The organism is Herbaspirillum lusitanum P6-12, from assembly GCF_000256565.1.
GTDB classification, from domain to species: Bacteria; Pseudomonadota; Gammaproteobacteria; order Burkholderiales; family Burkholderiaceae_D; genus Herbaspirillum; species Herbaspirillum lusitanum.
The window spans coordinates 1-24775 of record NZ_AJHH01000605.1 but is presented as its reverse complement, the minus strand read 5'-3'; the positions used below and the strand labels follow the sequence as shown (position 1 = coordinate 24775).

23 protein-coding genes and 2 pseudogenes are annotated in these 24775 nt (G+C 60.9%); 13 read left to right on the top strand and 12 right to left on the bottom strand.

From position 1 onward, the window contains the following. Together HLUSI_RS29735 and HLUSI_RS0119845 are read right to left on the bottom strand one after the other, a co-directional pair. Positions 1 to 463 (bottom strand): polysaccharide deacetylase family protein (locus tag HLUSI_RS29735; protein WP_016835608.1); only part of this gene is annotated, 463 nt, incomplete at its 3' end. 59 nt (positions 464 to 522) lie between these two features. Beyond that, positions 523 to 1515, bottom strand: a complete 993-nt coding sequence (locus tag HLUSI_RS0119845) for a YVTN family beta-propeller repeat protein (protein WP_029363801.1) — start codon at positions 1513 to 1515, stop codon at positions 523 to 525. 286 nt (positions 1516 to 1801) lie between these two features. On the opposite strand from HLUSI_RS0119845, the gene HLUSI_RS0119840 reads away from it, so the two are divergent. Together HLUSI_RS0119840 and HLUSI_RS0119835 are read left to right on the top strand one after the other, a co-directional pair. Next, positions 1802 to 2158 carry an FKBP-type peptidyl-prolyl cis-trans isomerase gene (locus tag HLUSI_RS0119840; RefSeq protein WP_016835606.1) on the top strand — a complete coding sequence of 119 codons (357 nt, stop codon included), beginning with the start codon at positions 1802 to 1804 and terminating at the stop codon, positions 2156 to 2158. A gap of 47 nt (positions 2159 to 2205) precedes the next feature. After that, positions 2206 to 2460, top strand: a complete 255-nt coding sequence (locus tag HLUSI_RS0119835; RefSeq protein ID WP_016835605.1) for an acyl-CoA-binding protein — start codon at positions 2206 to 2208, stop codon at positions 2458 to 2460. Positions 2461 to 2574: 114 nt separating this feature from the next. Here HLUSI_RS0119835 and HLUSI_RS0119830 read toward each other — a convergent pair whose 3' ends face one another. The 4 genes from HLUSI_RS0119830 to HLUSI_RS0119815 all read right to left on the bottom strand — a co-directional run bounded on the left by HLUSI_RS0119830 (position 2575) and on the right by HLUSI_RS0119815 (position 7694). Then, positions 2575 to 3555 carry a 2-hydroxyacid dehydrogenase gene (locus HLUSI_RS0119830; protein ID WP_016835604.1) on the bottom strand — a complete coding sequence of 327 codons (981 nt, stop codon included), beginning with the start codon at positions 3553 to 3555 and terminating at the stop codon, positions 2575 to 2577. A gap of 17 nt (positions 3556 to 3572) precedes the next feature. Then, positions 3573 to 4946 carry a sodium:proton antiporter gene (locus HLUSI_RS0119825; protein ID WP_016835603.1) on the bottom strand — a complete coding sequence of 458 codons (1374 nt, stop codon included), beginning with the start codon at positions 4944 to 4946 and terminating at the stop codon, positions 3573 to 3575. 191 nt (positions 4947 to 5137) lie between these two features. Then, positions 5138 to 6310, bottom strand: coding sequence for a nicotinate phosphoribosyltransferase (gene pncB, locus HLUSI_RS0119820; protein ID WP_029363799.1), 1173 nt, complete (start codon positions 6308 to 6310; stop codon positions 5138 to 5140). A 145-nt stretch (positions 6311 to 6455) separates the two neighbouring features. Further along, a complete protein-coding gene (locus tag HLUSI_RS0119815) occupies positions 6456 to 7694 on the bottom strand; it encodes an ABC transporter substrate-binding protein (RefSeq protein ID WP_016835601.1) in 1239 nt (412 codons plus the stop codon). 320 nt (positions 7695 to 8014) lie between these two features. Here HLUSI_RS0119815 and fdxA (HLUSI_RS31910) point away from each other — a divergent pair, with 320 nt between their 5' ends. Further along, the gene (gene fdxA, locus HLUSI_RS31910) at positions 8015 to 8338 is read left to right on the top strand and encodes a ferredoxin FdxA (RefSeq protein ID WP_016835599.1); all 324 of its coding nucleotides are present in this window, start codon (positions 8015 to 8017) and stop codon (positions 8336 to 8338) included. Between the two features lie 386 nt (positions 8339 to 8724). Here fdxA (HLUSI_RS31910) and HLUSI_RS29730 read toward each other — a convergent pair. After that, positions 8725 to 9759: pseudogene (locus HLUSI_RS29730) on the bottom strand (ABC transporter substrate-binding protein); the annotation flags it as partial. A 401-nt stretch (positions 9760 to 10160) separates the two neighbouring features. Here HLUSI_RS29730 and fdxA (HLUSI_RS0119805) point away from each other — a divergent pair. From fdxA (HLUSI_RS0119805) to nth, 5 genes are all read left to right on the top strand, one after another. Continuing rightward, a complete protein-coding gene (gene fdxA, locus HLUSI_RS0119805; RefSeq protein ID WP_016835599.1) occupies positions 10161 to 10484 on the top strand; it encodes a ferredoxin FdxA in 324 nt (107 codons plus the stop codon). 192 nt (positions 10485 to 10676) lie between these two features. Continuing rightward, on the top strand, positions 10677 to 11759 hold the full coding sequence (locus HLUSI_RS0119800; protein WP_016835598.1) for an NAD(P)/FAD-dependent oxidoreductase: 1083 nt from the start codon (positions 10677 to 10679) through the stop codon (positions 11757 to 11759). A gap of 284 nt (positions 11760 to 12043) precedes the next feature. After that, positions 12044 to 13279 carry a polyhydroxyalkanoate depolymerase gene (locus HLUSI_RS0119795; RefSeq protein WP_029363796.1) on the top strand — a complete coding sequence of 412 codons (1236 nt, stop codon included), beginning with the start codon at positions 12044 to 12046 and terminating at the stop codon, positions 13277 to 13279. 140 nt (positions 13280 to 13419) lie between these two features. Continuing rightward, complete coding sequence (gene rsxB / locus HLUSI_RS0119790; protein WP_016835596.1) at positions 13420 to 14139, top strand: electron transport complex subunit RsxB; 720 nt, start codon at positions 13420 to 13422, stop codon at positions 14137 to 14139. Continuing rightward, a complete protein-coding gene (nth, locus tag HLUSI_RS0119785) occupies positions 14136 to 14786 on the top strand; it encodes an endonuclease III (protein ID WP_016835595.1) in 651 nt (216 codons plus the stop codon). Before rsxB ends, nth begins: the two co-directional genes overlap by 4 nt. A 38-nt stretch (positions 14787 to 14824) precedes the next feature. Here the strand turns inward: nth and HLUSI_RS0119780 are convergent, their stop codons facing one another. Continuing rightward, positions 14825 to 16069, bottom strand: coding sequence for a branched-chain amino acid ABC transporter substrate-binding protein (locus HLUSI_RS0119780; protein ID WP_157137932.1), 1245 nt, complete (start codon positions 16067 to 16069; stop codon positions 14825 to 14827). A gap of 184 nt (positions 16070 to 16253) precedes the next feature. Here HLUSI_RS0119780 and HLUSI_RS0119775 point away from each other — a divergent pair, with 184 nt between their 5' ends. Further along, a complete protein-coding gene (locus HLUSI_RS0119775; RefSeq protein ID WP_016835593.1) occupies positions 16254 to 16682 on the top strand; it encodes a DUF1841 family protein in 429 nt (142 codons plus the stop codon). 71 nt (positions 16683 to 16753) lie between these two features. Here the strand turns inward: HLUSI_RS0119775 and HLUSI_RS0119770 are convergent, their stop codons facing one another. The 3 genes and pseudogenes from HLUSI_RS0119770 to HLUSI_RS29725 form a co-directional block, all read right to left on the bottom strand. Then, positions 16754 to 17107: a c-type cytochrome gene (locus HLUSI_RS0119770; protein WP_016835592.1), complete on the bottom strand. Its 354-nt coding sequence runs from the start codon at positions 17105 to 17107 to the stop codon at positions 16754 to 16756. A gap of 12 nt (positions 17108 to 17119) precedes the next feature. Continuing rightward, positions 17120 to 17434 carry a c-type cytochrome gene (locus HLUSI_RS0119765; protein ID WP_016835591.1) on the bottom strand — a complete coding sequence of 105 codons (315 nt, stop codon included), beginning with the start codon at positions 17432 to 17434 and terminating at the stop codon, positions 17120 to 17122. 246 nt (positions 17435 to 17680) lie between these two features. Continuing rightward, a pseudogene (locus tag HLUSI_RS29725) lies at positions 17681 to 19728 on the bottom strand (preprotein translocase subunit TatB). A gap of 195 nt (positions 19729 to 19923) precedes the next feature. On the opposite strand from HLUSI_RS29725, the gene HLUSI_RS0119755 reads away from it, so the two are divergent. Genes HLUSI_RS0119755 through HLUSI_RS0119745 form a run of 3 tightly spaced genes read left to right on the top strand, consistent with a single transcriptional unit; the run spans position 19924 to position 22587 of the window. Further along, positions 19924 to 20778, top strand: a complete 855-nt coding sequence (locus HLUSI_RS0119755) for an AAA family ATPase (RefSeq protein WP_016835590.1) — start codon at positions 19924 to 19926, stop codon at positions 20776 to 20778. Between the two features lie 29 nt (positions 20779 to 20807). Beyond that, the gene (locus HLUSI_RS0119750; RefSeq protein ID WP_016835589.1) at positions 20808 to 21395 is read left to right on the top strand and encodes a GNAT family N-acetyltransferase; all 588 of its coding nucleotides are present in this window, start codon (positions 20808 to 20810) and stop codon (positions 21393 to 21395) included. 22 nt (positions 21396 to 21417) lie between these two features. Continuing rightward, positions 21418 to 22587 carry a vWA domain-containing protein gene (locus tag HLUSI_RS0119745; RefSeq protein ID WP_016835588.1) on the top strand — a complete coding sequence of 390 codons (1170 nt, stop codon included), beginning with the start codon at positions 21418 to 21420 and terminating at the stop codon, positions 22585 to 22587. Between the two features lie 11 nt (positions 22588 to 22598). Here HLUSI_RS0119745 and HLUSI_RS0119740 read toward each other — a convergent pair whose 3' ends face one another. Continuing rightward, positions 22599 to 22796, bottom strand: a complete 198-nt coding sequence (locus tag HLUSI_RS0119740) for a heavy-metal-associated domain-containing protein (RefSeq protein ID WP_016835587.1) — start codon at positions 22794 to 22796, stop codon at positions 22599 to 22601. Positions 22797 to 22955: 159 nt separating this feature from the next. On the opposite strand from HLUSI_RS0119740, the gene HLUSI_RS0119735 reads away from it, so the two are divergent. After that, on the top strand, positions 22956 to 24775 hold a 1820-nt coding region (locus HLUSI_RS0119735; RefSeq protein ID WP_016835586.1), incomplete at its 3' end, for a heavy metal translocating P-type ATPase.

Below are 24775 nucleotides of genomic sequence, written 5' to 3'. Positions count from 1 at the left end.
GCGGCGTCAGCTTGCCGCCCGGCGCGCGCCACAGATGATCGAGCGTAGCGCCGGTCAGCTCCTTGAAGCGGTCCGCCACACGCTGCAGCTCGCCGCAATACTGGGCCGCGCTCCAGACCTGCTTCTTGCCCGCGTGCGCGCCGAATTGCGGTTTGACCTCGATGCGGCCGTCAGGCAGGTCGCGCTGGACGTAGACATGGTCGAAGGTGTGCGTACCGAAAGCATGGCCTTCGGCGACGCGTGCTTTCCAGTACGGCGCCCAGGCCGGATCGAGCGTGTAATCGCCGTTGATGGTTTTTTCGTTGGCGAGGAAGAACGTTGCCTTGATGTGATGCTTGTTGAGCGTCTGTGCGATGAACTCGGCTTGCGACTGGCTGCCGGTGTCGAAACTGAGGTAGATGGTGCCCTTGCAGGACCTCGCACTATCGGTCGCCGCCTGCGCCGGCCAGATCGCGATCGCCATCGCGCACAATGCGGCGATCCGACCGAGGCAAGAGGACGCGACTGGCAGCGACTTCCGCATCAGAGGTCGGCAGCCCGATTGATGAAGTAGATGCCGTGCGGAGAACGCCCGACCGGGATGATTTTCGTGATCTTCTTGCTGGCCAGGTCGATCACGGCGACCTTCTTGACCCAGCGCAGCGTGACCCACATGGTCTTGCCGTCGTCGGTGACTTCCATGCAATCCGGGCCGCCCGGCACGGAAATGACGCCGACGCTTTCCAATGTCTGCAGGTCGAGGATGTTGATGGTGTTGGAGACGCGGTTCGAGACATAGACGTAGCGCTTGTCGCCGTGGGCGCGGAAGTTGTGCGCGCCTTCACCGGTACGGATGGTCTTGACGGTCTTTTGCGTGCGCCAGTCGATTACCTGCACGTAGTCTTTGCCCATGATGCCGACCAGCAGGTACTTGTTGTCCGGCGTCATGAAAATACCGGCAGGCAACTTGCCGACCGGCATGGTCCATTTGACCTGCTGCGTGGCCAGGTCGATGGCGCTGATCTCGTTGCTGCCCTGCTGGGTGATGAACGCCGTGGTGCTGGCCGCGTCGAAGGCGATATGGCTCGGCGTCTTCGCCAGGCGCACGCGCTTGGCCAGGTCGAGGTTATGACCGTCGTAGCGATACACGTCGACGCGATCCAGGCGCAAGCCGTTGGCGATGAACCATTTCTGGTCCGGAGAGAAGCCGATCTGGTACGGATCGATGATGCCGCGCAACTGACGCTGCACTTCGCCGGTCTTCGGGTCCAGGAAAATCAGCTGGTTGCCGGTGGCGCTGGCAACGATGAGCGACTTGTTGTCGGGCGTCGCCATCAGGTGATGCGGCTCCTTGCCGACCGAGAAAGTGTTGATTTCCTTGTAAGTCGACTGATCCAGCAATGTCACCGTGGCATCGCCGGAATTGAGAACCACCACCACGTTCGCAGACGCCGGCGCAGAAACAGCGATGACGGCAGACAACGCACACAGCGCCAGAAGGGAGAGCCGGGAAAACCGGCCAAAACTATGCAGCATGAAGAACTTTACTTAAAAAAATGCGATCTTACCGTGCATGAAATCCGTAACAAATCCGTAAAAAAAGCACGCCCCAGGATACCTAACGCTTGTGATGTCGATTTGGCTGACACGGGTGGTGTCGATCCCGGTGTTTTGCGGTGTTTTGGTTTACACTGCGACCAACCCCGTTCAGCAACGCAGCATATACATGCGCAAAACGCAGGGAGAACGGGCCTTTCAGGGCCCTTTTCTTCCGGACGCGCGGCTAAAACACGGCACAAACATACTCTTTGAAAGGAAACAAATGTCTACTATCGCTACCTCCTCTGGACTGCAATACGAAGAAATCCAGGTTGGCGCCGGCGACGAAGCCAAGGCAGGAAACCACGTCAGCGTGCATTACACCGGCTGGTTGCAAAATCCGGATGGCAGCGCCGGCAGCAAATTCGACTCGAGTAAAGACCGCAACGATCCGTTTGCGTTCCCTTTGGGCGCAGGCCATGTGATCAAGGGCTGGGACGAAGGCGTCCAGGGCATGAAGGTCGGCGGCGTCCGCAAGCTGATCATCCCTGCTGCGCTGGGCTATGGCGCACGCGGCGCCGGTGGCGTGATTCCACCGAACGCGACGCTGATTTTCGAAGTTGAACTGCTCGCGGTTTAAACGGGTTAAGCGGTTTTACATCGTCTCAAGGCTATCCAGGAGGAAACATGAGTTTGCAGGAACAATTTGAACAGACTGTCGCCGAGTCCAAGAACCTGTCGGAACGCCCCGACAACATGACCCTGCTGAAGATGTACGGCCTGTACAAGCAAGGCAGCAGCGGCGATGTGCAAGGCGACCGTCCCGGCATGACCGACTTTGTCGGCCGCGCCAAGTGGGATGCATGGGAAGCCCTCAAGGGCTTGCCGCAAGAGGAAGCGCAGCAGCAGTACATCGACCTGATCGCCGAACTGAAGGGTTGATGCACTCGGGGTGGGTCGCCATCCTGCCGCCCGCCAGACGAGCATAGAGAAACAAGATACGGGCGCACCTGCCACGCGGGTGCGCCCGTTTTCTTTGCGGGTGATGCCGCCGGATCAGCCCTTGACGACGTCCGGATTGAGCAGGTTGGGCGGACGCTGGCCCGACAGGGCCGCAATCAGGTTATCGGCTGCGCAGTTGGCCATGGCCAGGCGCGTCGGCGTGGAAGCGCTGGCGATGTGCGGCGTCAGCACGACGTTCGACAAACCGAGGAAATCCGGATGGAAGGCCGGCTCGTTCTCGAACACGTCGAGGCCGGCGGCGGCGATTTTCCTGTCGCGCAAGGCGGCGATCAGCGCTGCATCGTCGACAATCCCGCCGCGCGCCAGGTTGATCAGCGTGGCCTGGGGCTTCATCAGGGCAAGGTCGGCGGCCTTGATGGTGTGATGCGATTCTTTCGAATAAGGCAACACCAGGATGACGTGGTCCGCGGTGCGCAACAATTCTTCCTTGCCGACATACTTCGCATTGTTGGCGCGCGCCTCCAGTTCCGGCGAGAGTTGCGAACGATTGTGATAGATCACTTCCATGTCGAAGCCCAGCGAGCGTCGCGCGATGGCCTGGCCGATGCGGCCCATGCCGATGATGCCCAACGTCGCGCCATGCACGTCCGGTCCGGTGAAACTGTCGTAGCTCCACTTCTTCCAGTGACCGGCGCGCAGCCAGTGTTCCGACTCGGTGACGCGGCGGGCGGTCGCCATCAGCAGCGCCCAGCCAAAGTCCGCGGTGGTTTCGTTGAGCACGTCAGGCGTGTTGGTGGCTTGCACGCCTGCCTTGGTGGCGGCGGCGATGTCGATGTTGTTATAGCCGACCGCCATGTTGCACACCGCTTTCAATTGCGGATTGGCGGCGAACAAGGCGGCGCTGACCGGTTCGCTCGGCGTCGAGAACAGGCCGGCCTTGCCCTGCACCTTGGCGATCAATTCGTCGGCCGAGAAGATGCGGTCTTCCTGATTGGACTCGACGTCGAAATGCTGCGCCAGGCGCTCCAGCACTTCAGGGAAAACGGCGCGTGCAACGAAGATCTTTGGTTTCATGCTTGTCTCTTTTATCGTTAAACAAAAAACAGGAAGGTCATGATGACGAATAGCGGCACCAGGATGACCAGCGACCAGGCCATGTAGCCGAAGAAGGACGGCATCCTGATGCCGCGCTCTTCGGCGATGGCCTTGACCATCATGTTGGGCGCGTTGCCGATGTAGCTGTTGGCGCCCATGAACACGGCGCCGGCAGAAATCGCAGCCAGCGTTGAACTCAGCGTGGTCATCAGCGTATGCGCATCGCCCGAGGCAGTATTGAAGAACACCAGGTAAGTCGGCGCGTTATCGAGGAACGACGACAGCAATCCGGTGATCCAGAAATACATCGCGTCGACGGGCTGACCGTCCGGCCCGGTCACGGCGCGCACGACGGCGCCGAAGGCACCCTCCTCGCCCGCCCGCAGCATGGCGATCACGGGAATGATGGTGATGAAAATGCCGGCGAAGAGCTTGGCCACTTCAACGATCGGCCCCCATGAAAAATCGTTGCCGGCGCGCGCGGATGTCGGCGTGCTCCACAGCGAAATCACGATGATCGCCACCAGCGCGAGGTCGCGCAACAGGTTCTGCAATTCGACCGGCGTACCCATCACGTCGAACACCACGCCCGACTTCCAGAAACCGCTCATGAGGACCAGCGCGATCACCGCCAGCAACAGCACGAAATTGAATTTTCCCTCAAAGCTGATGCCTGAATCGGGCGTCGGATCGAGCGCCGGCGGCAAGGCTTCTTCCTTGTTCTTGTAGTAGTGGAGGTCGAGCAGATAGAAGATCGCCAGCAGCGACACGCAGACGAACAAGGTCTCGGGGAAGATATTCTGCATCGTCCAGAAAAAGTCCACGCCCTTGAGGAAACCAAGGAACAGCGGCGGATCGCCCAGCGGCGTCAGCGAGCCGCCCGCGTTGGCCACCAGGAAGATGAAAAACACCACGATGTGCACCGCATGCTTGCGGTTGTCGTTGGCCCGGATCAGCGGACGAATCAGCAACATTGACGCGCCGGTGGTCCCCATGATGCTGGCCAGCACGGTGCCCAGCGCCAGCAAGCCGGTATTGAGCGCAGGCGTGCCATGCAGATTGCCGCGTACGCAGATGCCGCCGGCCACCACGAACAAGGCGGTCAGCAAGGCGATGAAGGGAATGTACTCGGCCAGCAGCGCGTGGACAGTGCCGGCTGCGGCCGTATGCACGCCGAACGTCGCCGCAAACGGCAGCAGGAATGCCGCGCCCCACGCCAATGCGATTTTGCCGAAATGATGATGCCAGAAGTGCGTGAACAGCAACGGGCCCAACGCAATCGACAGCAGCAGACCGATGAAAGGAATCCCCCACAACGCCGACAATGCGCCGCCGTCAAGATCGGCTGCATGAGCCAGTTGAGGAAGCATCAAGGCAAGGCCGAGACCGGCCGATGGCGTGAGGAGTTTTGTGCGCAATGTGGGACCTTGTGAAGACGAGAAAATCGCTATAAACGAGGCCACACTATACCAGCAAGACCGGCCATGGCGGCCGTAATCCGAGCGCATTAAAATATTTCAAGCGGCGAAATGTTCTCGCGCGTCGCAGCTCTGCCGGATGCTTATTTGATTTCGAACACCTGCCGCAAATACTTGACGTAGGCTTCGTCGTCGCACATGTTCTTGGCCGGCGTATCGGACAGCTTCGCCACCGGCTGGCCATTGCAGCGCACCATCTTCATGACCACCTGCAAGGGCGTATAGCCGAGATCGTTGGTCAGGTTGGTGCCGACGCCGAAGGCCACCTTGGCGCGGTCCTTGAAGCGCAGGTACAGCGACACCACCTTGTCAAAATCGAGGCCGTCGGAGAACACCAGCACCTTGCTCTTGGAGTCGACGCGGTTGTTGTCGTAATGCTTCAGCAGGCGCTCGCCCCATTCGAACGGATCGCCGGAATCGTGACGCGCGCCGTCGAACAGCTTGCAAAAGTACATGTCGAAATCCCGCAAAAATGCGTCCATGCCGTACACGTCCGACAAGGCGATGCCGAGGTCGCCGCGATACTCGCGCGCCCACATTTCAAAGCCGTAAATCTGCGAATCGCGCAGGCGCGGACCCAGCGCCTGACAGGCTTGCAGATATTCATGCGCCATCGTGCCGAGCGGCGTGAGGTCGTGCTGCATCGCGAACTGGACGTTGGAGGTGCCGGCGAAATGGCTGCCCATGTGCTCTTTCATCGCCAGAATCACTTCGGCGTGCCAGCTGCGCGAGAAGCGGCGGCGCGTGCCGTAGTCGGCGATCTTGCAACCTTCCAGCAAAGAATTGTCGGTCAGCAGCGCGATCTTGTCGCGCAGGCGCGCACGGCCGGTTTCGTAATCGGGCGCGCGCTGGGTCGCGCGGAAATACACTTCATTGACGATCGCCAGCACCGGCACTTCGAACAGGATGGTGTGCAGCCACGGACCCTTGACCTGGATCTCGATCTCGCCGTTGCCGGCCGGCGACGGCGTCACGCTGATGTATTTTTCGTTGAGATGGAACAGATCGAGGAAGTCGACGAAATCGCTCTTGATGAAACGGAAGCTGCGCAGGTAGGCCAGTTCCGATTCGCGGAAGCGCAAGCGGCACAGCGCGGCGATTTCGGCCTTGATCTCGTCGATGTACGGCGTCAGGTCGACATTGTCGTTGCGGCATTTGAAGCGGTACTCGACCTGCGCCCCCGGGAAGTGGTGCAGCACCACCTGCATCATGGTGAACTTGTAGAGGTCGGTGTCGAGCAAGGAAGAAATTATCATGGCGCCTGACGATTCGAAAGGATCGTGTGCTGGAGAGGACAAGGGGCACTATCTTACCTTGGATGGAGAAATTCGTGCCCCGCCTGCGTGGAGGGTTAATCGACGACGTAAATCGGTCCTACGCCCGGCAAGGTGTTGCGCTTGTTCAGCGCATCGCCGATGCCGGCCGGCGTCCCTTGATGTAATTGTCGTCCGGCATGTAGCGCGCGCCGTCGAGGTAATGCCATTCGGTCATGTTGCTGCGGCCGTCCTTGCATACCAGCGTCGCCACGAACGCGCCCATGCTCGATTGCTGATCGTGAGCACGGAAGGTGATCGGCCCGACCGGCGTCTCCACTCCCAAACCGCGCATGGCCGTCACCAGTTTTTCAGAATCGACCGAGCCGGCCTTCTTGATCCCGGCGGCGATCGACATCACGGTGCTGTAGCCGAACACCGCTTGCAGCAGCGGACGATCATTGAAGCGCTTCAGATAGGCCTCGCGGAAGCGCTGATGTTCGGGCGTAGCGAGTTGCTCCGACGGATAGCCCAGCACCACCCAGTTCTTGGTGCCTTCATACTGCGCCAGCACATCGCCCAGCGTCGGACCGGCCGACATCGAGAACACGGTGGTGGCGGCGAACAGGCCCTGGCGGCTGCCCTCTTCCGCGAATTGCTGCAGGTCGCTGCCGAAGGCGGCGTTGAAGATCGCATCGGGACGCGCCTGGCGCAAAGCCTTGACGACCACCTCGGCGCGCATCTTGCCCAGCGCCGGCCATTGTTCGGCGACGAACTCGATGTCCGGACGGCGCTCTTTCAGCAGCAGTTTGAAGTTGGCGACGGCGCTTTGTCCGTATTCGTAATTGGGCGCGACGATGGCCCAGCGCCGACCCGGCAGCTTGGCGGCGGCTTCCGCCAGCATGGCGGCCTGGGTGTAGGTGGAAGGCCGCAGGCGGAAGGTGTAGCGGTTACCCTTGTCGAGCGTGATGGCGTCCGACAGGGCGTCGCCGACCACGAACAGCTTCTTTTCGGAAGCGGCGGTTTTGGCCACTGCCAGCGCCACGTTCGACAACATCGAACCGGTCAGCACGTCGACGCGATCGGTCTTGATCAACGCCTCGGCATGCCGCACGGCTTCATCGGGACTGCCGCTGTCGTCGCGCGAAATCAATTCCAGGTTGCGTCCCAGCAGGCCGCCGCCGGCGTTGATTTCGGCCACGGCCAGATCGGCGCCGTTACGGTAGGCCTGACTTGACTGCGCCACGCCGGTGTAGCTGTTGATTTCGCCGATGCGGATGTTCTCTGCCTGCGCGGCGACCGTCATCGCCAGCCCCAGCGCCAAGGCCGCTGCCAGCCCGGTCAGCGCATGCTTCATGAAACCCGTCTTTGCTTGTTCGCCATTCACTTTTGATCTTGTCCTTTGACGAATGAATATTTCATATTTACTTATACGTAATTTGTATAAGCCTCATTTGTGAGAAAAGTTGAATTGCCTTAAAATACAAGGCTTTCCAGCCGGTTGTATAGGAATTGTCGCGCGAGCGGCGGATTTGCTTGAAATCTGCCTGCAAGTGCGCAGCAATCAGGGAACATCGGGGAACAACCAGCAATTCCGGCGGCAATCGCAATCTTAGCTGCATGTGCCTCGATTGAACCGCGCCATATTGCCACTAATTCCGGCTGAGTTTGCCCAGGTTTTAAAGAAATTTTACAGATAGGACTGTTATGACCCACGTTGTGACCGACTCCTGCATCCGCTGCCGTTATACGGACTGCGTCGATGTATGCCCGGTTGATTGCTTCCGCGAAGGCCCGAATTTCCTCGCCATCGATCCTGACGAGTGCATCGATTGCGCCGTTTGCGTGGCCGAGTGTCCGGTCAATGCGATCTATGCGGAAGAAGACGTCCCGGCCGATCAGCAGGAATTCATCAAGCTCAATGAACAACTGGCGCGTTTCTGGCCTTCGATCACCAAAACCAAGGCGCCGCTGGCCGAAGCCGAGGAATGGAAAGACGTCAAGAACAAACTGGAGTTCCTGCAGCGCTGAGCCTTACCGCAGCACAGCGCCGCAACGGAGCGGCGCCGGCAACCGGCCGGCACGCTCTTCAACAGACAGCCTTCACTTCTAGCCATACAGCCAAGATCGGGAATGCATGCGCAAGCCGCCATGCAAACCTGCCTTGGCCGATAGCCAATTGAGTCTGGAAACACCCTCAACTGAAACGGAAATTGGATTTTTATGGATAACTTCAAGATTGCCGCGGCTGACGCCGGCAAGACAACGCCGATCGAAACCGATGCCGTCATCGTCGGCTGAAAGGCCGATGCCGGCCGGCGTCCCTTGATGTAATTGTCGTCCGGCATGTAGCGCGCGCCGTCGAGGTAATGCCATTCGGTCATGTTGCTGCGGCCGTCCTTGCATACCAGCGTCGCCACGAACGCGCCCATGCTCGATTGCTGATCGTGAGCACGGAAGGTGATCGGCCCGACCGGCGTCTCCACTCCCAAACCGCGCATGGCCGTCACCAGTTTTTCAGAATCGACCGAGCCGGCCTTCTTGATCCCGGCGGCGATCGACATCACGGTGCTGTAGCCGAACACCGCTTGCAGCAGCGGACGATCATTGAAGCGCTTCAGATAGGCCTCGCGGAAGCGCTGATGTTCGGGCGTAGCGAGTTGCTCCGACGGATAGCCCAGCACCACCCAGTTCTTGGTGCCTTCATACTGCGCCAGCACATCGCCCAGCGTCGGACCGGCCGACATCGAGAACACGGTGGTGGCGGCGAACAGGCCCTGGCGGCTGCCCTCTTCCGCGAATTGCTGCAGGTCGCTGCCGAAGGCGGCGTTGAAGATCGCATCGGGACGCGCCTGGCGCAAAGCCTTGACGACCACCTCGGCGCGCATCTTGCCCAGCGCCGGCCATTGTTCGGCGACGAACTCGATGTCCGGACGGCGCTCTTTCAGCAGCAGTTTGAAGTTGGCGACGGCGCTTTGTCCGTATTCGTAATTGGGCGCGACGATGGCCCAGCGCCGACCCGGCAGCTTGGCGGCGGCTTCCGCCAGCATGGCGGCCTGGGTGTAGGTGGAAGGCCGCAGGCGGAAGGTGTAGCGGTTACCCTTGTCGAGCGTGATGGCGTCCGACAGGGCGTCGCCGACCACGAACAGCTTCTTTTCGGAAGCGGCGGTTTTGGCCACTGCCAGCGCCACGTTCGACAACATCGAACCGGTCAGCACGTCGACGCGATCGGTCTTGATCAACGCCTCGGCATGCCGCACGGCTTCATCGGGACTGCCGCTGTCGTCGCGCGAAATCAATTCCAGGTTGCGTCCCAGCAGGCCGCCGCCGGCGTTGATTTCGGCCACGGCCAGATCGGCGCCGTTACGGTAGGCCTGACTTGACTGCGCCACGCCGGTGTAGCTGTTGATTTCGCCGATGCGGATGTTCTCTGCCTGCGCGGCGACCGTCATCGCCAGCCCCAGCGCCAAGGCCGCTGCCAGCCCGGTCAGCGCATGCTTCATGAAACCCGTCTTTGCTTGTTCGCCATTCACTTTTGATCTTGTCCTTTGACGAATGAATATTTCATATTTACTTATACGTAATTTGTATAAGCCTCATTTGTGAGAAAAGTTGAATTGCCTTAAAATACAAGGCTTTCCAGCCGGTTGTATAGGAATTGTCGCGCGAGCGGCGGATTTGCTTGAAATCTGCCTGCAAGTGCGCAGCAATCAGGGAACATCGGGGAACAACCAGCAATTCCGGCGGCAATCGCAATCTTAGCTGCATGTGCCTCGATTGAACCGCGCCATATTGCCACTAATTCCGGCTGAGTTTGCCCAGGTTTTAAAGAAATTTTACAGATAGGACTGTTATGACCCACGTTGTGACCGACTCCTGCATCCGCTGCCGTTATACGGACTGCGTCGATGTATGCCCGGTTGATTGCTTCCGCGAAGGCCCGAATTTCCTCGCCATCGATCCTGACGAGTGCATCGATTGCGCCGTTTGCGTGGCCGAGTGTCCGGTCAATGCGATCTATGCGGAAGAAGACGTCCCGGCCGATCAGCAGGAATTCATCAAGCTCAATGAACAACTGGCGCGTTTCTGGCCTTCGATCACCAAAACCAAGGCGCCGCTGGCCGAAGCCGAGGAATGGAAAGACGTCAAGAACAAACTGGAGTTCCTGCAGCGCTGAGCCTTACCGCAGCACAGCGCCGCAACGGAGCGGCGCCGGCAACCGGCCGGCACGCTCTTCAACAGACAGCCTTCACTTCTAGCCATACAGCCAAGATCGGGAATGCATGCGCAAGCCGCCATGCAAACCTGCCTTGGCCGATAGCCAATTGAGTCTGGAAACACCCTCAACTGAAACGGAAATTGGATTTTTATGGATAACTTCAAGATTGCCGCGGCTGACGCCGGCAAGACAACGCCGATCGAAACCGATGCCGTCATCGTCGGCGCCGGGCCGGTCGGCCTGTTCCAGGTATTCGAACTCGGCCTGCTGGAAATCAAGGCGCACGTCATCGACTCGCTCGCCAACGTCGGCGGCCAATGCGTCGAACTGTATCCGGACAAGCCGATTTACGACATCCCCGCCGTGCCTGTATGCACCGGCCAGGAGTTGACCGACAACCTGCTGAAGCAGATCGAACCGTTCGATCCGACCTTCCATCTGGGCCAGGAAGTCACCGTCGTGCAAAAGCGCGAAGACGGCCGCTTCGACCTGGAAACCTCGGCTGGCACCAAGTTCATCACCAAGACCATCTTCATCGCCGCCGGCGTCGGCTCGTTCCAGCCGCGCACGCTGAAGGTCGACGGCATCGAAGCCTTCGACGGTTCGCAATTGTTCTATCGCGTCAAGGATCCGGCCCAGTTTGAAGGCAAGAACATCGTCATCTGCGGCGGCGGCGACTCCGCGCTGGACTGGGCGCTGAACTTCGTCGGCAAGGCCGAATCGGTGGTGCTGCTGCACCGTCGCGAGGAATTCCGCGCGGCCCCGGCATCGGTGGCCAAGATGAAGGAATTGTGCGAACAGTACGAAATGCAACTCATCGTCGGCCAGGCCACGGGCTTTGAAGCCAAGGACGGCAAGCTGTCCGAAATAAAGGTCACCGGCGCCGACGGCGTCACCCGCCGCCTGCCGCTGGACATGCTGCTGGTGTTCTTCGGTTTGTCGCCAAAACTGGGGCCGATTGCCGAATGGGGCCTGGACATCGAGCGCAAGCAGTTGAAAGTGGTCGACACCGAAAAGTTCGAAACCAATGTGCCGGGCATCTTTGCGGTCGGCGACATCAACACCTATCCGGGCAAGAAGAAGCTGATCCTGTCGGGCTTCCACGAAGCCGCGCTGGCTGCTTTCGGCGCAGCGCCTTATATCTTCCCGGAAAAGAAGATCCACATGCAGTACACGACGACATCGCCGAAACTGCACAAGATCCTCGGCGTGGAAACTCCGGTTTTCGATTAAATCCCGATCAAAACCGGTTTCCGCATATCCAAGAAAAGCCCCTGCCATCCGGTCAGGGGCTTTTTTTTGGCGGGCTTGAGAGTGGTATTACCAGCAAGCAGGACCGCAGCCAAAGCGTGCTATGCTATTGCGTCGCAACAAGGATAGTATCGACAGAATGAAAACGAAACAATTCTGTCAGCCAACGATCATCGCCAAACGTTTGTGGCACATGCTTGCTGCGCACCTGGCCCGGCGTGTCGTCCGGGAGGGAAAGCCAGCCGGTGCTTGTATAAAGGTCAGCTATGCTTTATCAAATTCACGAATTAAACCGCGCCTTTCTCACCCCCTTGATGCAATGGGCGGAGACCTCGGCAAAACTGTTTTCCGACCCTGTTTCCCCGCTGGCCCACACGCCATTCGCACAACGTATCGCCGCCGGCTACGAACTGCTGTACCGCCTCGGCAAAGACTACGAAAAACCCGAATTCCAGATCGAATCGACCGAAATCAACGGCAAGACCGTCGATATCATCGAAAAAATCGCCGAAACCAAGCCCTTCTGTCGCCTGATCCATTTCCGCAAGGACCTCGACAGCAAGCAGCTCGCCGCGCTCAAGCAGCCCACCGTGCTACTGGTTGCACCGCTTTCCGGTCACCATTCCACGCTGCTGCGCGACACCGTGCGCGGCCTGCTGCCGAACCACGACGTGTTCATCACCGACTGGACCGATGCACGCATGGTGCCGCTCGACGAGGGCGCGTTCCACCTGCACGACTACGTTTATTACATCCAGGACTTCATCCGCACCCTCGGCCCGGATGTCCACGTGATCTCCGTGTGCCAGCCGACTGTACCGGTGCTGGCCGCAATTGCCCTGATGGCCAGCGCCAACGATCCCAAGCTGCCCAAGAGCATGACCATGATGGGCGGCCCGATCGACGCGCGCAAATCGCCGACCGCGGTCAACGACCTGGCCACCGAAAAGCCGTTCAGCTGGTTTGAAAACACCGTGATCTACAGCGTGCCGGCCAACTTCCCCGGCTTCGGCCGCAAGGTCTACCCGGGCTTCCTGCAGCACGCCGGTTTCGTCGCCATGAACCCGCGCCGCCACGCCGAAAGCCACTGGGACTTTTACATGCATCTGCGCGACGGCGACGACGAGTCGGCCGAAAGCCATCGCAAGTTCTACGACGAATACAACGCCGTGCTGGACATGCCGGCCGAGTTCTACCTGGAAACCATCAAGATCGTGTTCCAGGACTTCGACCTGCCGCAGGGCACGTGGAAGATTGACGGCAAGCTGGTGCGCCCGCAGGACATCAAGTCGGTGGCGCTGTTTACCATCGAAGGCGAACTGGACGACATCTCCGGCTCCGGCCAGACCCAGGCGGCGCAAGACCTGTGCTCGTCGATACCTAAGTCGCGCAAGCAGCACTTCACCGCGCCCAAGTGCGGCCACTACGGCATTTTCTCGGGCCGTCGCTGGCGCGAAGTCATCTGTCCGAAAATCGGTGAATTCATCAAAGCGAATTCCTGAGCGGGCACTTCCCGCAAGCCTTTGCCTGTAACCAGGCAAAGGCTTTTTTATTGCCCGCACTCCTTAGTCCCCCCGCAGCGCCGGTTTCCGGGATAATACGGCTTCACGCCCGCCCAGCCATTTTTTCCCAGCCATACAACGTGTCTTCCTCCGCAGTCCTTACCCTTGCCGACCAGATCGAAAACCTGCTGCCGCAAACCCAGTGCGGCAAGTGCGGCTATCCCGCCTGCCGGCCCTATGCGGAAGCGATCGCCGATGGCAGCGCAGGTTATAACCAATGCCCGCCGGGCGGCGCCGAAGGCGTGGCGCGCCTGGCGCAACTGCTGGCCAGACCGCTGCTGCCGCTCAACCCCGCCAACGGCCTGGAACGTCCGCGCACGCGCGCCGTCATCGACGAAGCCGCCTGCATCGGCTGCACGCTGTGCATCCAGGCCTGCCCGGTCGACGCCATCGTCGGTGCCGCCAAACAGATGCACACCGTGCAGCCCGATTTGTGCACCGGCTGCGATCTGTGCGTGGCGCCCTGCCCGGTCGACTGCATCGCCATGGTCGAAGTCACGCCGGGTCTGACCGGCTGGCAGGCGTGGTCGCAGGAACAGGCCGACGCCGCCCGTGCGCGGCACGATTTCCGCAGCTTCCGCCTGCGCCGTGAAAAACGGGAAAACGATGACCGCCTGGCCGCCAAAGCCGCCGCCAAATTGAAAGAGGTGGAGGCAGCCGACGCATTGACGCCGGCCGAGAAAGCCGAGCAGGACCGCAAGAAAGCCATCATTCAGGCCGCCATTGAGCGCGCACGCCTGAAAAAAGAACAAGCCGCCGTCAACGATCAACCACCAGCCAAGCACACCCGCCAGCCATGAACAGCGAAAAGCGCCGAGAAATATTCAGCCGCCTGCGGCAAGCCAATCCAACTCCGACCACCGAGCTGGAATACACCACGCCATTCGAGCTGCTGATCGCCGTGCTGCTGTCGGCGCAGGCTACCGACGTCTCGGTCAACAAGGCCACGCGCAAGCTGTACCCGGTCGCCAACACGCCGGCCGCCATCTACAAACTGGGCGTGGACGAGCTGATCCCCTACATCCAGACCATCGGCCTGTTCCGCACCAAGGCCAAGAACGTGATCGAGACCTGCCGCATCCTGCTGGAGCAGCACGGTGGCGAGGTGCCGGAGACGCGTGAAGAGCTCGAAGCGCTGCCGGGCGTGGGTCGCAAGACTGCCAACGTGGTGATGAACACGGCCTTCGGTCATCCGACCATTGCCGTCGACACGCACATCTTCCGCGTCTCCAACCGTACCGGCATTGCGCCGGGCAAGGATGTCGACGAAGTCGAACGCAAGCTGATGAAATTCGTCGCGCCGGAATTCCTGCAGGACGCCCATCACTGGTTGATCCTGCACGGCCGCTACACCTGCATTGCGCGCAAGCCGCAATGCTGGAACTGCCTCATCGCCGACCTGTGCGAGTTCAAGAAGAAGACGCCGCTGCCTGAAAAAGGCGTGTAGCCGCTGAGGCGGCACTCAGCCAGCGCTCAAGTCAGCGCTCAGTTCGCGCTGCCGCTGATGACCTTCTTTACCACCCAGCTCTGATTCTCCACCTCGTAGATGGTGAACGTGGGATTGTTGAGATCGCCTTGCTGATTGAACGAGACCGGACCCGTCATGCCGCTGAAGTGGATTGCGTGCAGCGCCTCGGCGATCTTTTTCGGCTCCATCGAATTGGCCTGCCGCATCGCCGCGATCAACACTTGGGTGGCGTCGTAGGCGAACGGCGCGAACAGCTCGATATTGCTGTCGAATTTCTGCATGTAGTTCTTTTCAAAATTCTTCCAGCCCGGCATCTTGTCCATCGGCAGCCCAGGTTCCAGCACGACGCTGCCGTTGCCGTCGGCGCCCGCTGCACGCAGGAACGGCAAACCCACCGTGCCGCTGGAGCCAATGAAGCGAATCCCTGGACTGCGTCGCTTCAGGCTGCGCGCCAGTGTCGACGCCTGCAGCTCGAGGCCGCCGAACATCACCGCGTCGGGACGCAATCTTAGGGCGTCGATCAGCACTGCATTGAAATCCGAGGTCTTGTCGCTGACACTGTGGGAGCCGACGATCTGCGCGCCGAGCTCCTTGGCCGAGCGGCTGAATTGTTCGACGAAGCCGCGTCCGAACGGCGTGCCGTCGTCCACCACCAGGAAGCGCCTGGCCTGCAGCGTCTTGACCGCGTAATCGGCGGTGTAGCTGCCCGCGCTGTCGTTGTTGCCGATGGTTCGGAAGGCGGCGCGATTGCCCTGTTGCGTGAACAGGTTGCTCATGCTGGCCGGCGATATCTGGATCACGCCGCCGGCATTGTAAATCGGCGCGGCGGCGAGACTGGCACCGCTGTTCCAGTGACCGATGACACCCACTACGCCGCTGCGCACCAGATAACGAGCGATCAATTCGGCGGTGCGCGGATTGGTGCGGTCATCCTGGATCAGCAATTTCAACTGGACCGGCCGGCCCTGGATCTGCAGGCCGCGCTTGTTGGCTTCGTCCACCGCGAGTTGCGCGGCGTTGGCCATGCTTTTACCGACTGCGGCGGAAGTACCGCTCAACGGGCCCGCATAACCGATCAGCACGGTCCGGCTGCCGTCGTCTTCCGGGCTGGCATTCGTGCCGATTTGGGCAGCGGTCCTGGCGCTGGACCTGGTAATCGAGGCGTGCGAGGACTGGGAGAACAACAAGCACAACAGCAGCGACGACGACAATAGCGCCGGCAACAGGAACGCGAGCAGCACCCTGCAGAGCCTGAGTTTCATGAATGGTGTCCCCTCATTTGGCGAGATGTGACGATGTTTTTGCTCGTCTTGTAGGGACATATTACCGCAGGACAATTTCACGCGCATGACTGGTTACGCGTGTCCGAGAGAGACGGAGGGTGCCCGGACGAGTTGGCCGACACGGCGTACAATACGGCTTTTACGCGTTTCGCCAGCCGCCGCAATGTTCAACCCGTCCCAGCATGATGTCCGCCGCTTCTTTTGCGAAGCATTCCGCAAGTATCGCGCCAACGAAATTCTGACTCCGCTCGAAGCCATCGCCCGCGACTGGATCGTCGAGCATCCCGAATACGATGATGCGCTGAAAGACGTCGAACAGGCGCTGGCCGCCGATTACTCGGTCGAACAAGGACACAACCCCTTCCTGCATTTGTCGATGCATCTGTCGATCAGCGAGCAGATTTCCATCGACCAGCCGCCCGGCATCCGCAAGGCTTTCGAAGCGCTGGCGCAGCGCAAGGGTTCGGCGCACGAAGCGCATCACGAAATCATGGAATGCCTGGGCGAGATGATCTGGAATTCCCAGCGCAGCGGCCTGCCGCCGGATGGGGCGGCCTATATCGAGAATATCAAGCGCAGGGCGCAAGGATAAATCTGGCGCGCATGCAAAAAAGCCACGCCGCAGACAACTGCCGGCGTGGCTTCAGTGCTTGGGTGGTGCGCCTACTTACGCACCACCAGGCTACCCGGCAAGCTATGCAGATAAGCGGCGATATCGTTGATATCGCGATCACTGAGCGGCTTGGCCTGGGCTGACATGATGGCGTTGGTGCGGCCGTTCATGCCGTCGTTGCCGCGGCGATACGACACCAGCGCATGCTGCAGGTAGTCCTGATGCTGGCCTGCCAGCTTCGGATACGAAGGATCGATCGGGGAATTGAAGTCTTTGCCGTGGCAGGAAGCGCAGTTGTACTTTTCAACCAGCAGCTTGCCCGATTCGGCGTTGCCCGCCGCAGCGGCTTGCAGGGAAACAACGGAGGCAGCGGCGAATGCTGCCAAGGTCAGGATCTTGTTCATCTCGTGCTTCCCTTATTTTTGCTGTGAGTAGTAAGCAGCCAGTTCAGCGATGTCCTTGTCGGACAGGCTGCCGGCGATGCCCTGCATGGACGGATGCTTACGCTCGCCTTTTTGATAGGCCTTCAGCGCGTTCTCGATATATTTTTCAGACTGGCCGCCCAGCATGGGGACCTGGTAGACCTCGGGGAAAGTTGCCTTGTAGCCTGGAATCCCGTGACAGCCGATGCACATCGACACATTGACCTTGCCGGTGTTACCTGCAAGATCGACGGCCGAGGCCGCGCTGGCAATACCCGCGAGAGCGAGCAGTACGAAGAGTTTTTTCATATTGGCAGGGGTAAATAAAAATCAAACTAAAGCGAAACACATGACTTTTCGAAGCTGGTCCCACAGGTTTGGCTATACATTATTGGCTCAACCAATTTGGCTTATTGGATTACCTGAGCATTCTCGCCCGTCCCCTGCGATGCCAAAAAACCGGTTGATTTTACCCCAACAGCGCCGTGAGTCAATCTGTCGCAGCGCTCCAAATTACAACATCCCTCCTCCGCATCCTCATCTTATTGCGGTGCTTCAGCCTTCTTCTTCGACTTTCGACTCGCTCGGAACAGGCTTTACAGCCGTACTGGCGGCCTTTTCAGGGAATAAAAACGTCCACGGCGAGGCCGCAAAACGTCGCAGCACAGCACGAAAAACCACGCGCCGGATGCGCGCCGGGATTTCCCGCGCCCGCAAAGCCAGCGCCATCGCACACAAGAACGCGATGCCGACGTTGAGCGCGCCGATCAGTACGATGCCGCTGACCGCCAGCCAGAATGCCGGCGTCGTCACGATATCCCAGCCCAGGCTGGCCCCGGCGGCCACCAGCGTGCCGGTCGCCAGCGTGACGTGACGCACGTCCAGCGGCAGTCCGAAGAACTCCGCCACTACCGGCGCCATGCCGAGCAAGACGCGCCGAGCGCATGCACCAGCCGGCGCTGGTGCGCCAGTGCTTCGCGCAGGCGACGCAAGGCGAACCAGTTGTCGGCAAATCCCGCCGCCAGGCTCGACAGCCACAGCAGGATACCGGTCAAGGCTGCGTACAAAGGCGCGGGGCCGACCAGCGACAGCGAGGCCACGCTTTGGCGCGCGGCCTCCAGCGACATGGGCCGGCGGTCCAGCGCAAACCAGCCCAGCGCACACAGCGCCGCCGTCACCGGCACGACCGCCAGCAAATTGCCAAAGATGCCCGCCGATTGCGAACGCAGCAATCGTCCCGACTCGGCGATCAAATCGCGCATGCCCTCGGCATCCAGGTCGCCCATGCGCGAGGCCAGCGCGGGTGCGGTCACGGCAGGCTGACGGGTGGCCAGCACGCCGCCGAGCGCGGCGATGAGGAGGAAACTGGCGGCATAGTTCAAGGAGGCTAGCGCCCCGTCAACGAAATGGACCACGCCCAGCGTAGAGAGGCTTTGCTTGAGCAGCGCGGTAGCGGCGATGACCGCCCCGCCCAGCAGGCCGGCGCGCATCACACGGCGGTAACCCGCCGCATCGCGGGCAATGGCCTGCTCGCGGTGGTCGGCGTTGCGCTCCACCATCTTGCGCGCCAGCAGCGCAAAACTGCGCCGCACCAGGCTGCGCACCGACGAGCGGCTGTGATGCGCGGCGATCAGGTCAGCCAGCAGCAATTGCACGCGACCGGCTCCGCGTCCGGTTTCGGGTTCCCGCCAGGTAGCCGAACGCACGTCGATCAAACGCCCCATGCGCGTCAACTGGGCGCGCATGCGTTCGATGCGATAGACCAGGCTGACCGAGACGCCGTATTCGTCCAGATGCGCATAGATACGATCGGTCTGCGCCTGGCACACCGCGATCAGCATGCGCGCGCTGCGCAAGGCGCCCTCGTCGTGCGGGCTGGCGCGCAGGTATGCTTCCATCTCGCGCCGCAAGGCCATGAAGGGCGTGGCCTGCAACGGAATCTTGGGATCCAGCCGCTGGCGGAACGCCGGACTGATGCCGTCGGCCACCACCACCGTGGTGAGATAGGTCAGCGCCTCTTCGATCTGCTGCCAGTAGGTATGCGAGATGCCGTCGTCGGCTGCCAGTTTCCACAGCCGCTCCTGCAGCTCCTGATCCAGTTCGAGCAGCCATTCGGCGTCGTCCGGGTCGGGAAACATGGCCGCGAACAAGGTCGGCAACTCACTCGGCGACAAATGCCGCGGCAACACCATCTTGAAGGCGCGTTCGGTCAGTTCGGTGAAAAACGCCGGTTCATGCGGCAAGCCGGTGACCGAAAACAGTTCCGGCCCGCTTGCTTCGCGCAGCGTCTTTTGCAGGCAGCCCTGCACGTGGCGGCGGATGTCGCGATGCGCATCGAGCCAGTCCAGCATCGCGCGCACGCGCTGATGCTTGACCCGGCGCCAGCCTTCGGCGTCGAGCAGGGAAACCTTGGGTTGATGGCGCACCCATTCGGCGACGTCGATCATCCAGTTGGCGCGGTCGTGCCAGGCGGCGTCGGGATCGGCCCGGCGCATCAGCACTTCCAGCTGCGGCCCGTGTTCGCCGTGGTGTTCGTAACGCGCTTGCAAACCGTGGCGGAAACGCCGCCAGATCACGTGCATCTTAAGAAAAAGAAACTTCATGCCTCACTCTGTTTTTATGGGGAAAAAGACATGCCGCAGCGGCAACGCCGCAGCAAATTCCCCTGACCACGCTATTTGGGGACGAAAAGCCGGCTTTCAAGCAACGGCGAACCGTTTGCACCGGTCGGCGCGCGGGAAGCCTCAATCTTTTTACCTTATACTCGGATTTATTTTCGTCCTGATGACACCCCCGCCATGCGACAAGAAACACGCTTCGAAGGTTCCTCCAGTTACGTCGCCACCGACGACCTGAAACTCGCGGTGAATGCCGCGCTGACGCTGCAACGCCCGCTGCTGATCAAGGGCGAACCCGGCACCGGCAAGACAATGCTGGCCGAAGAAGTCGCGGCAGCGCTGAACCGGCCATTGCTGCAATGGCACATCAAATCCACCACCAAGGCGCAGCAAGGCCTGTATGAGTACGACGCGGTCTCGCGGCTGCGCGACTCGCAGCTCGGCGATGAACGCGTCAAGGACATCCACAACTACATCGTCAAGGGCGTGCTGTGGCAGGCCTTCACCGCCGACGAGCCGCAAGTACTGCTGATCGATGAAATCGACAAGGCCGACATCGAGTTCCCCAACGACTTGCTGCGCGAGATCGACCGCATGGAGTTTTATGTGTATGAAACCCGCGAAATGGTGCGCGCCAAGCATCGCCCGCTGGTGATCATCACGTCGAACAACGAGAAGGAATTGCCGGACGCCTTTTTGCGCCGCTGCTTCTTCCACTACATCAAGTTCCCCGACAAGGACACCATGCAGCAGATCGTCGACGTGCACTTTCCGCACCTCAAGCGCGACCTGCTGGCGCAAGCGTTGCAGACCTTTTATGAAGTACGCGACATCCCCGGCCTGAAGAAGAAACCGTCGACCTCGGAGTTGATCGACTGGCTCAAGCTGCTGCTGGCCGAAGACATTCCGGCCGAGACGCTGCACAGCAAGGACGGCAAGGCAGCGATTCCGCCATTGCACGGCGCGCTGCTCAAGAACGAACAGGACGTGCATCTGTTCGAGCGCCTGGTGTTCATGGCGCGCAACAACCGATAATTTTCATCTGCCCACGAAAGGAGTCCGCCATGCAATTCCTGCACCCGATCACGCTCAAAGGCCACTACGCCACGCTCGAGCCGCTGTCGCTCGACCACCACGATGCGCTGATCGCGGCGGCCTCCGACGGCAAGCTGTGGAAGCTCTGGTACACATCGATTCCCAAACCGGAAAACATGCGCGCCGAAATCGAACGCCGGCTGCGCCTGCAGGAACAAGGCTCGATGCTGCCCTTCGTCATGCGCCGCCATGACACGGGAGGGCTGTGCGGCATGACCACCTACATGAACGCCGACGCCGTCCATCGCCGCGTCGAAATCGGCTCGACCTGGACCGCCGCCAGCGCCCAGCGCACCGGCATCAACACCGAGTGCAAGCTGATGATGCTCACGCATGCCTTCGAGACGCTGCACTGCATCGCCGTCGAATTCCGTACGCATTGGATGAACCAGCAATCGCGCGCGGCGATCCTGCGCCTGGGCGCCAAACAGGACGGCATCCTGCGCAACCACCAGCGCATGCCGGACGGCTCGCTGCGCGACACCGTGGTCTATTCCATCATCGAATCCGAATGGCCGACGGTCAAGCGCCATCTGCAATTCAAGCTCGGACATTGACGCATCACCAGACCACACCGCCATGCTGATCGATTTCTTTTTCACGCTCAAGGACGCCCGCATCCCGGTCTCCATCAAGGAGTTCCTGGTCCTGCTCGAGGCGATGCAGAAGAACGTCATCTCGCCGGACATCGACGATTTCTACTATCTCTCGCGCATCACGCTGGTCAAGGACGAGGCCAACTACGACAAGTTCGACAAGGCCTTCGGCAGCTACTTCAAGGGCATCGAAACCATCTTCGAAAAGAATCCCGAGATCCCGCTCGACTGGCTGATGAAGCGCATGCAGCGCGAGCTCACGCCGGAGCAGAAAGCCGCGCTGGAAAAATTCGGCTACGACAAATTGATGGATCGCCTCAAGGAACTGCTCAAGGAACAGCACGAGCGCCACGAAGGCGGCAACAAGTGGATAGGCACCGGCGGCAGTTCGCCCTTCGGCAACAGCGGCTACAACCCGGAAGGCATCCGCATCGGCGGCGAGAGCAAGAACCGCAGCGCGGTCAAGGTATGGGACGAACGGACCTACAAGGATTACGACAGCGAGCGTGAACTCGGCACGCGCAACATCAAGGTGGCGCTGCGCCGCCTGCGCAAGTTCGCACGCGACGGCGCCGAGGAAGAACTGGCGCTCGACGACACCATCCGCGCCACCGCCAACAATGCCGGCTATCTCGACATCAAGATGCAACCGGAGCGCCGCAACAACATCAAGGTGATGATGCTGTTCGACGTCGGCGGTTCGATGGACGACCACATCGCGCGCACCGAAGAATTGTTTTCCGCGGCGAAGACGGAATTCAAGAACATGGAATTCTTCTACTTCCACAACTGCGTCTACGACTACGTATGGAAGAACAACCGCCGGCGCCACGCCGAGCGCTTCCCGACCTGGGACCTGCTGCACAAATATTCGCCGGACACCAAGCTGATCTTCGTCGGCGACGCCACCATGAGCCCTTATGAAATCGTCCAGCCGGGCGGCTCGGTGGAATACAACAACCCGGAAGCCGGCGCCGTCTGGTTGCAGCGCTTCACCAGCACCTTCGCCAACTTCGCCTGGCTCAATCCGGAGCCGGAAGGCCTGTGGCAATACCGGCAATCGATCTCCATCATCCAGCAATTGATGAGCCAGCGCATGTTTCCGCTGACCATCGACGGCCTGGAACGGGCGATGCGCCTGCTCAGTAAATAGCCCGAGCGGATTCAGGCTGCAACGGGTGTGTAGCCGGCCTCCTTGATCGCTTCTTCAAACTCGCCCGCGGCGAGGCTGCTGTCGATGTTGACACGCTTTTCGGCGACCTGGACGTCGACCTTGGCGTTGGCGTCCACTTCCTTGACGGCGCGCGTGATGGCGCTCGCACAATGGTTGCAGGTCATGTCCTGAACGTTGAATGTCAGCATGGCGTTACTCCTTTCGTGATGGAAAAATGTCAGCTTAAACCTTCCCACAAGGTGAAGGTCAAGCGCAGCATTTCGTGAATCGTGTCAAAATAGGCCTTGACCTTACCATGATGGGAAGGATCATGCTGACCCCGTGATCAATCCCTTGACGAGCCCGACATGAACTCCGCCACACTCTCTCCCAAACTGCAGGAACTGACGCTCGACGTCGAAGGCATGACCTGCGCCTCCTGCGTTGGCCGCGTTGAAAAGGCGCTCCATAAAGTCAGCGGTGTCAGCACCGTCTCGGTCAATCTCGCCACTGAAAAAGCCACGCTGACCACCACCAGCGATGTCACTGTCGACACCCTCATCGCCGCCATCGACCGTGCCGGTTACGCCGCCAGCGTGCCCGCCGCAGCGCAGGCGGCGGCCCGAAAATCCGCCATTGCGCCGCCCTGGTGGCCGGTCGCAGTCGGCGCCCTTTTCACCGCGCCGCTGATCCTGCCCATGCTGCTGATGCCGTTCGGCATCGAATGGCAATTGCCCGGCATCTGGCAATTGCTGCTGGCGACGCCGGTGCAGTTCTGGCTTGGCGCTCGCTTCTATCGCGCCGGCTGGCGTGCCGTGAAGGCCTACACCGGCAACATGGATCTTCTGGTCGCACTCGGCACCAGCGCCGCTTACGGTTTGTCGCTGTATCAGTTGTTCAATCAATGGCAAGCTGAACATCATGGACATGCCGGCCACGGCGCGGCGCATTTTTATTTCGAAGCCTCCGCCGCCGTGATCACCCTGGTGCTGCTCGGCAAATGGCTGGAAACCCACGCCAAGCGCCAGACCGCCGACGCCATCCGCGCACTTGATGCGCTGCGTCCGGACAAGGCGACGGTCCGGCGCGACGGCGTCGACAGTGAAGTCGCCTTGTCCGCCATCCGGCTCGGCGATCTGATCGTGGTGCGTCCCGGCGAACGCGTCGCGGTCGACGGCGTGGTGCGCGAAGGCGCCAGCCATCTGGACGAATCCATGCTCACCGGCGAAAGCCTGCCGATCGAAAAACACGGCGGCGACCACGTCACCGGCGGCGCCATCAACGGCGACGGCTTGCTGCTCATCGAAACCAGCGCCATCGGCGCGGAAACCGTGCTGGCCCGCATCATCCGCATGGTGGAGCACGCCCAGGCCGCGAAGGCGCCGATCCAGCGCCTGGTCGATCAGGTCAGCGCGGTGTTCGTGCCGGTGGTGCTGGTGCTGGCCGCGCTGACGCTGCTGGCCTGGGGCCTGATCGCCGGCGACTGGGAACAGGCGCTGCTCAATGCCGTCGCCGTGCTGGTGATCGCCTGCCCGTGCGCGCTCGGCCTCGCCACGCCGACCGCCATCATGGCCGGCACCGGCGTCGCCGCACGCTACGGCATCCTGATCAAGGATGCGGAAGCGCTGGAAGTCGCCCATCGCATCGGCGTGGTCGCCTTCGACAAGACCGGCACGCTGACCGAAGGCAAGCCGGTGCTGGCGGCAGTGCATGCGCTCGACAACGACACCGGCAAGCTGCTCGCTCTCGCCGCTGCATTGCAACGCAATAGCGAACATCCGCTGGCGCATGCCGTGATGAGCGCCGCAGCACAGAAACACATTGCCCCGGCCGCAGCCGACGACAGCAAGGCGGTTCCCGGTCGCGGCACGCAAGCGCTGATCGGCAACCGCCTGAGCTACCTCGGCAGCGCACGCTGGATGCAGGAGCTCGGCGCGACACCCGATCGACACGCGGAACTGGCCGGGATCGCCAAGACACTGGAGCAACAAGGCCGCACGATTTCCTGGCTGGCGCAAACCGAAGCCGACGGCAGCAACGTCGTCCTGCTCGGCCTGCTGGCGTTCGGCGACACGCTCAAGGCCGGCGCGCAGCCAGCCGTGACCAGCCTGCATGCACTCGGCGTGCGCACCGTCATGCTCAGCGGCGACAACCACGGCGCCGCCGCGCACGTGGCGCCACGTGGCGC